Below are 7660 nucleotides of genomic sequence, written 5' to 3'. Positions count from 1 at the left end.
GTTCTCGATGCCCGCCTTGTCGAGTTTCCAGGATCGTTTGTAGGTTTTTACATGGGGCAGGTATTGATTGTTCACAAAGTCCCTGAACGTCGGTATAGCTTTCATGCGCTTCTGTACGTCTCTGGGGTCGAAGCCAATAACCGTTTGCTTCTTCATGCTTTTAGCCTTGCTTCTGGCTTCTTCAAGGGTTATTGAATCCGGATTGCCGATTCTGAATTGTTTGATCTTCCCGGCTTTGTCTCTGTACCTGAGATAGTATGTTGACGTACCGGTAGCACGGACCTCTAACAGAAAACCAGCCAGCTGGGTATCAAAGTAATCAACTTTGGGCTTATCTTTCGGCAACGGCGGACTCGCCACAAACGCCGGACGTAAGTGTACCTTGGGCATAAAACACCTCTCTTGAAAAAGTTAAAGTCGCCCTGGAACAAATTCCAAAGGCGGCCTGGATAAGACTTGGGGAGCTACAGGGCTCCTTTAAGGCTTATAACAATTCCGTGAGGTGTTTTTCGAAAAATACGGATTTAGAAGGGCTGGAAAGCAGGATTGGGAAGGTGTGTAGCCCTGGAAGGCTCCAGGATCGATTCTACGGCCTTCTTTGCGATTTGACATGATACGGTCCAGAAAGGCCATAAAAAGCCCGTACAAGGCAAATGTGGGGGTCGTTTCCAGAGGGGAAGCATAACAGGATGGGTCGGTGCCGGTTCGGCAGAAGGGCAGGGCTTGGCGGAAGGTGATGGTGATTGGCTTTCTCAGGTTGAGGGCAAAAAGAAAGGGAAGCTCTGGTGGCTTCCCTTTGACTGAGTTCGATATTTTTTGACTTGGTTTGGTCAGTTGTCCTTGAACACCTCGTCAACGCTCTTGGCGTCCAGGATTCGTTCGGCCCAGAGGTCGAGTTGTTCGGGAGTGGCTTTGCGGAGTTGCTCCTGGAGGTGAAAATCCAGGATGTTCTGGCCAAAGCGTTTGTTGACGAGGCGTTGGACGATGGCTTGGCGGCCTTCTATACGGCCTTCAACACGGCCTTCAATACGTCCATCATTTTTCCATTGTTCAGCTATCGTCATAATCTTTCCCTCCTTGTCTTGGGGAACGTGTTCTTGGATAAGATCATGCACTACGCCACGCTCGATGTCCATAACCTGGGAGAGGTAGCGGAAGATGAATTGAGTCCAGTGCATGGCGGTGGCGTCATCGGGCATGAGCGCCAGGAGAAGCAGAATCTGGATGAATATTTCTCGGGATTCGGGGATGTTCTTGGCTCTGAGGCAGAGCAGAACCAGTTGCAGGAGAATGTCGCCCTTGATGGCTTCGTCGGCTGCGGGGGAGAAGTCATAGAAAGCGGTGTCGAAGGTTGGAACGTAGCAGGCCAAGTCGGGGTGAGGCAGGTCGATGAGGTCAACCAGGCGGATGGCCTTGCCCTTGGGTTTGCCATGGTAGACGATGATCGGGATGATCAGGGGCAGTTTCTTGGCCTTGGGGAACTGCTTGCGGATAAGCTGCCAGTTTTCCGAGAGGTAGCCCAGCAGTTGCAGGTCCGTGAATTTGTCCGGGTAGCTTTTGTGCTCGAACAGAAAGTAGATCAGGCCAAGCCGGTTGCCGGTGAATTTAACGTGGTAGAGCAGGTCCGAGTAGTATTCAGCCAGTTTCTCGCTCACGAATGAGTCTTTGGTGATGGTCAGCGTATCCAGCCGGATATGACTGAGTACCTTGGCCGGAAGGTAGTTGGCCAGGAAGTCGGCGGCGACCTCCTTGTGGCTCATGGTTTCCCGGAAGAAGGTATCGTGTTTCTTGTTGATCTCGCTCATGGATGCGGATCGTAGGGCAGGGGCTGGCGCAAGGCAAGGGTTCCCATTCAACCCTCACTGCACCCCCAACGCTTTCCCATACTCCAACGGCTTCAACCACTGAGCAGGCCATTCCAGGTTCCACCCGGCGAACTCAGCCTTGTCCCTCAGCAACCGTAGCACCTGATGAGCCTCTGAACGTCCAAGCCCTAACGCGGCTATGGGAACCGGCAAGGCTTTTGGATCATTGAGCCATTCTCCGGAGAAGCCGACAACCAGCATGTCTTGTTGCAACTCTACGTGGGCGTCGGTGACGTAGAAACTGCCTGGGAACTCGGTGGGCGGGGGTTGGGTTTGTTGGGTTTGTTGAGTTTGTGAGGTTTGTTGGGTTGGGCCGGGGTTTTGAACGGAAACTGCGGCTACGTGCTCCATTTGCAGCACTTCGTCTCGATGGGCCGTGTATCCGGCCATGGGGTGACTGGAGGTCAGTTGTTCGCTCATGTGGCCCAGCAATCCTACAAGTATCCGTCTGGAGATCAAAGCCTTGCGAAAGCCGCCGCCATGAAGGTGGAAGATCAGGAACAGGCGGTCTTCTTTCAGGTCGTAGCCCACTGATAGCTGGTCGGATCTGGGATAGGTGAGGTTCACTAAACCGCCAACCCCTCCACCCACTCGATCTGTCGGGGCAGGCATACGGTTTTCAGGTCGTAGTTGGCAACGGCGAATTCACGGGCTTTGCGGCCCAGCCTGCAGCGTTCCTTCGGGTTGTTAAGCAGTTCCGTTACGTTGTCGGCAAAGCCTTGAACGTCGAAGAAGTCAACCAGTCTGCCGGTTTTGTCGTGATCTATCGCCTCGTGCAGCGGCTTGGTGTTGCCGGCAACAATACAGCACTCCATGCTCATGGCTTCCAGCAGGCTCCAGGAGAGTACGAACGGATAGGTCAGGTACACGTGGACCGAGGACAGTTGCATCACGGCCATGTACAGATCATAGGAAATCCGGCCCAGAAAGTGCACCCGGCCCAGGTCAAGCCGGTCCTTGACTTCATTGAGAAAAATGTCTTTCCAGGTGGTTCCCTGGGGGGCCGCTGCCCCATAACTGACCTCGTTGCCGCCGATGATCAGCACCCTGGCCTTGGGGTTGCGCTTTAGAAGGTCCGGCAGGGCGCGCATGAAAACATGGTAGCCCCGGTAGGGTTCCAGGTTGCGGTTGATGAAGGTGATCACCGGGTCTTTGCGGGTCAGAACAATGTTGTTGTTCAGGGTCAGGCTGACGTTGGGGTTGGGCGCAAGCCTCGTCGTGTCGATGCCGTCGTGGACCACCGTGATTTTGTTTCTGAACCGCTCCGGAAACGTCGAAGCTTGCCACCGCGTTGGAGAGATACCAGCGTCCGCGATCTCGAAGTGCATCAGGTTGTTCACGTTCTTCATCCGCAGGCGGCATGACTCGCCTTCGTCCTGGATCGGGAATTCGGGGTCAAAGCCGGTGTCAGCGCCTTCAAGGCAGTAGTAGAACTCGCAGTAGACGCCCAGTTTTGCCTGGGGCCAAACGTCCTTGACGAACAGGCTTTCACCCCAGCCATGATGGGCAATGATCACGTCCGGGGTAAAGCCTTGCTGGTTGAGTTGCAAGCAGGCCCGGAAACAGGCTTCCCCGCGAATGATCTTGGTTTCGGTCTCAGCGGCCCAGGGGTGAATGTTCGGGGCAGTCCCCCGGCTTGCCGAGTAGGAAACAAGCCGCACCCCCTGCCACGTCTCGGGCAGGTCGCGGCGCATGTGCAGGGCGCGGACGTCATGGCCCTTGGCAGCCAGGGCCGGGGCCAGATGCGGGAACTGGCCGGGGAAGTTCTGGTGAATGAAGAGGATGCGCATGGGGTATTTTACAACAGAGAGCACAGAGGTTCACAGAGGAAAGAATGAGAATTTTTCCCCTCTCTGTGCTTCTCTGTGTCCTCTGCGGTGATAAATCCTTTTCAAGGAAAATGCCCCCCAGCCAGTTCCCTCAGCCTTGCCTCATCAGCAGGGCTTTTCGTGGCTACGGCCCATAAATCGTAATACGGGTGTCCTCTGCGTTTTGACCCGGCGTTGGCGAAGCCGTGGGCGTGCAGGGTGCCGGTGAGTACCTTCTGGGTGAAGCCGCAGCGGTGGGCCATGAACAGGTTGCCTTGGACCATGGATGCTCTGTGGCCGTAGAGGATGTCCAGGGGGGTGATTGGTCCGGCAGGTGAGGTGTAGGCGGGTTCGGTGAGCTTGTCCTGGGCGATCAGGGCGCAGACGGATTGCAGGTCCGGGCAGGTGACCACCAGGAAGCCTTCGGGCTTGAGTACCCGGATGAACTCGGCCAGGGCCTTGGGAACTTCGTGGGGATAGAGGTGCTCGATGTTGTGGCTGGAGAAGACGGCGTCCATGGAGGCGTCGGCAACGCCTGACATGTCGGTCATGGTGCCGATAATGTCCGGGGATACGCCGGCGTCGATGTCCAGCCGAACCTCATGCCATTCAGGCGTGTTGAAGCCCTTGGTGGTCCGGTCTTTATGTTTGGGGCCGCAGCCGATGTGCAGGAAGGTTTTCATGGTAGCGGAGGCGTTCACGAAAACCTGATCATATCATCATCAAAAGAGATTTCCGCCTGGACTCCCCCGCCTTTCACGGCCATAATTTGAAAGTCGGCTTTGGCATGGACTTCGCGGGCATGGGGCTCCCACTTGTGGATCATGTTGAAAGTCGCAAGGCCGTTTCAGCCATGAGCACCGGATCGGATGATGTCCAGAGTGGGTTGGTTTGTTTCAGCGCGGCGCAGTCCCGGCATGACGGGTCGTTATCGTTGGCGATAATTCCCGTTCTGGCGTGGGGCAGGACCATGCGGCACATCTGTTCGAACCGGGCGTGATTGGTGTCCGCATCAGTTGCCTGTTTTTCCGGGCCTTCGACCAGGATTACAATGTCGCAGGAGTCAAAAGGCAGGCCGGTAGTCAGCAACTCCTGGGGATCGGCAATGAGCACCGCGGCCTCCACTTCCTTGTTTACCAGGATACTCAGAAAGCCGGGACTCTTGGAAACGCGCTTCATGCCCAGCCATGCCCCGGTCTTGGAAGCCCTGCCGACGCAGCGATGCCGAAGTTGAAGATGTTGCTGGAGTACAATGCCGACGTCCAGGGCAAGTTTGGAGCCGATCACCAGGAAAATGGGAATGCGCCCGTCGCCGTGCAGCAGCTTTTTGAGCACAACTGTAAATTGTTGGGCGTCGAGAGCGAGTAGAAGTTGGGGGTGCGCATTCACCTCGCAGATGACCGCTTCGGTCTCCAGCCAGGATTGCTCAATGTCGGGCATCAAAAGGTCCACCCCGGCAAGGTCCAGGCGCAAGGCCGAAGCTGCCTGTATTGCAAGACGGATGTTGTCCGGGTGGGCTTTCCCCGTAACGTCTACGGGTGTTCCCCCGGAAGAGATGTTCGCGGCCCGGCGCAGACGAATGAAGCGGCCATTTTCAGGCACCGAATCAGAAGTCAGCCCGGCTTCCTCCAGCAGGGTTCGGGCCTCATCGTCGTACTTCAGTGTTTTGAGTATGGAATCCTTGTAATTGCCTCTGCGGGGGTCGGCGTTCAGCGCATCGAGCAATTTGGCCACGGTTCGCTGACCATCACCGACAACACCTCCGGGTATCCGCTGGCCTACAAGAAACACCTCGCCGTGAAGCACGGCCAGTCGGTAATCGTTGCCGGGATGATGCTTTTCCACCAACACATTGGGAGACTTTTCTCGGGCTTTGTCGAAAGCCTTGCGCACGGCCTCTTCACTGACAAGTCCGGCTGCGACCGCAATTCCGGCATCCAGGTCCATGGGCTTGACCACCACCGGAAAGCCCAACTCCCGTGCGATCTGGACGGCATGATCCGGTGAGTCCGCCTGGGCATGACGAGGAACGGGCAGTCCGTAACGATGCAGGGTCTGGGCGGTAGTTCTCTTGTTCCGGGCCATGGCGGTGCCGACCCATGATGTTTCGTCCGTGATCGTACTCACAAGCCATCTGGACCGTGCGCCGTACCCGAACTCAAAAATATTGCCGGTCAGTTTACGCCATGCAATGCCCAACTGGTGGGCGGTATCCAGAAAATACGGCATCATGCTGCCCAGTGGCTCAGCCTTGGCCATGGCCTGTAGGCCTTGGCTCAGCATCGTCTCTGTCTCGGGGCGGAGCTTCCCGCCAAAAGCCAGGTCGTTGAGCGTTTCCACAACAAGCATAAGGCTCTGGGCGGCTTCCTTGCGCAGGTAATACGGCAGGGCTGCCTCGTACTCGACCCAGCCTCCGGGTAGCTGGTTTATGGCTGCAATTCTGCCGGACTCATGTACCGGAAGGCCCGCATGTCGTTGCAAGGCCGTGGCCCAGAAAAGGATGCGAGCCGTCAGCGCCTGTTCTGGGTCGGATGATTGGGGTTGGAAGCACGCGGTACAGGGCCTGTCCAGAGCCTTGATGGTGGCTTCGCGCAGCACCTGATCCAGTTCCGGATGGTCCGTGATTTCGTTTTGGCAAAGCCGTATCCGCCCGGTCAGGGTTGTCTGCCTCAACCCGTACGCGCAGCCTGGGAAGGAATGGAAGGACGTGTCCAGGATGATGGATTTCGAGTACTGGTCTAGGCTGAATTTGACCGCACCTTGTTCAGGGGAAGAGCTGTTGCCGACATGTTCGTCGAATTTTCCGGTTTGCTCCAGGTCCGGTTTCGCGAGTAGGCTCAACAACTGCTCGGTACGTTTGAAATATTCCTGGCCCGTGGTCATGTGCAGCCTGTCGTGAGCCTTGCGCAGTTCCTCCAGCCTGGCCGGAGGATGGTCTGGCAGCGGTTGGTCTGGGTAAAGCAGGGCATATCCCTGCTCGAAGTGGTGCACTGCGGACTGAACGTCTTGATACATATGGAAAAGTCGGGCCAGCTCCGTATGGGACCACAGCAAGGATTCCCGCCGCCTGTTCCACGGCAGGTGTGAAAATAGGCGTTCCAAAGAGTGATTGGAGACCAGTTGACTGAGAACCAGAGCGTCATTCGACCGATCAACGGACCTGTTACATGGAGACATGTTTCCGCCGTGCCAGCGCCACAAGGCCGTGACCATCCCGATGTGCTTGAACACCGCCGTGGTTACGGCGCGGGCGTAGAATTCGTAGTCATGGCTGCGCTGGAACGAGACGTCATATCCGCCGATGCGCTGGTAGAGATTCTTGCGGATGAACGTGCCGGTCATGGGAATCCGGTTGGAATAGACCATTCTGGCCAGCAGATCGTCGTTCTTGCGGAAGTAGTCATTGGTGGAAACGATGTTGCCCGTGAAGTCGCCCGCGTCGCCAATAATTTTTTTGTCTCCGTAGCAGATGTCCACATCCGGATACTCTTTCAAGACCTGATTGAAGCGATGGACAACCCCGGGAAGAAGCTCATCGTCGCTGTCCAGCCAGAGGATGAATTTGCCCTTGGCTTCCTTGATGGCCCGGTTCGCCGTGTCCGATGCGTTGGTGTGGTTTTTGAAAAGATAGCGAACGCCCTGCTTGATGAACCGCCGCATGAGCTTTTGCGTATGGTCCGTGGACCCGTCGTCGACGACAAGCACTTCCGTTCCGAGGCCGTGTTGCGCCAGTGCGCTGGAAATGGACTTTTCCAGAAAATGCGCCCTGTTGTACGTGCGGATGCAGATTGTGATCACAGGATCTTTCATGGTCCAACCGGCGAATCCGGTCTTGTCTGTATGCAGGCGCAGTACATGATGAGCCGTTGAGCGTAGGACTAAGCCCCTGATCCGGACCTACTCCCAGACACCGAGATTTTTGTATTGGGGCAGAAAAGTTTTCAGGAACTCCCGGGCCAATTTTGAGGTTTCGGCTTTGATCTCTTG

The 7660-nt window shown here is 56.3% G+C and carries 6 protein-coding genes; all 6 read right to left on the bottom strand.

Translation table 11 applies throughout. The features are described from left to right. The coding region (locus tag AC559A_RS18365) for an Arm DNA-binding domain-containing protein (RefSeq protein ID WP_498819150.1) at nucleotides 1-390 on the bottom strand (390 nt) is incomplete at its 3' end. Between the two features lie 440 nt (nucleotides 391-830). Next, nucleotides 831-1805 (bottom strand): Rpn family recombination-promoting nuclease/putative transposase, encoded by a 975-nt coding sequence (locus AC559A_RS18360; RefSeq protein ID WP_498819149.1) that lies wholly within the window; start codon nucleotides 1803-1805, stop codon nucleotides 831-833. 54 nt (nucleotides 1806-1859) lie between these two features. Beyond that, complete coding sequence (locus AC559A_RS18355; RefSeq protein ID WP_498819148.1) at nucleotides 1860-2432, bottom strand: hypothetical protein; 573 nt, start codon at nucleotides 2430-2432, stop codon at nucleotides 1860-1862. Further along, on the bottom strand, nucleotides 2432-3655 hold the full coding sequence (locus AC559A_RS18350; RefSeq protein WP_498819147.1) for a glycosyltransferase family 4 protein: 1224 nt from the start codon (nucleotides 3653-3655) through the stop codon (nucleotides 2432-2434). The genes AC559A_RS18355 and AC559A_RS18350 overlap by 1 nt, the downstream gene beginning before the upstream one ends. A 101-nt stretch (nucleotides 3656-3756) precedes the next feature. Then, complete coding sequence (locus AC559A_RS18345; RefSeq protein WP_498819146.1) at nucleotides 3757-4374, bottom strand: class I SAM-dependent methyltransferase; 618 nt, start codon at nucleotides 4372-4374, stop codon at nucleotides 3757-3759. 121 nt (nucleotides 4375-4495) lie between these two features. After that, nucleotides 4496-7483: a glycosyltransferase gene (locus tag AC559A_RS18340; protein ID WP_498819145.1), complete on the bottom strand. Its 2988-nt coding sequence runs from the start codon at nucleotides 7481-7483 to the stop codon at nucleotides 4496-4498. Between the last annotated feature and the right edge of the window lie 177 nt (nucleotides 7484-7660).

It is taken from the genome of Desulfonatronum zhilinae (genome assembly GCF_900182865.1).
Classification (GTDB): Bacteria; Desulfobacterota; Desulfovibrionia; order Desulfovibrionales; family Desulfonatronaceae; genus Desulfonatronum; species Desulfonatronum lacustre.
Note: the sequence above shows the minus strand (reverse complement) of the source record. Positions and strands in the feature narration are given on the sequence as shown.

What these genes read in the sequence shown, in the direction of transcription:
- AC559A_RS18360 (WP_498819149.1), bottom strand. Translation starts at nt 1,805, where the DNA reads ATGAGCGAGATCAACAAGAAACACGATACCTTCTTCCGGGAAACCATG.
- AC559A_RS18350 (WP_498819147.1), bottom strand. Translation starts at nt 3,655, where the DNA reads ATGCGCATCCTCTTCATTCACCAGAACTTCCCCGGCCAGTTCCCGCAT.
- AC559A_RS18340 (WP_498819145.1), bottom strand. Translation starts at nt 7,483, where the DNA reads ATGAAAGATCCTGTGATCACAATCTGCATCCGCACGTACAACAGGGCG.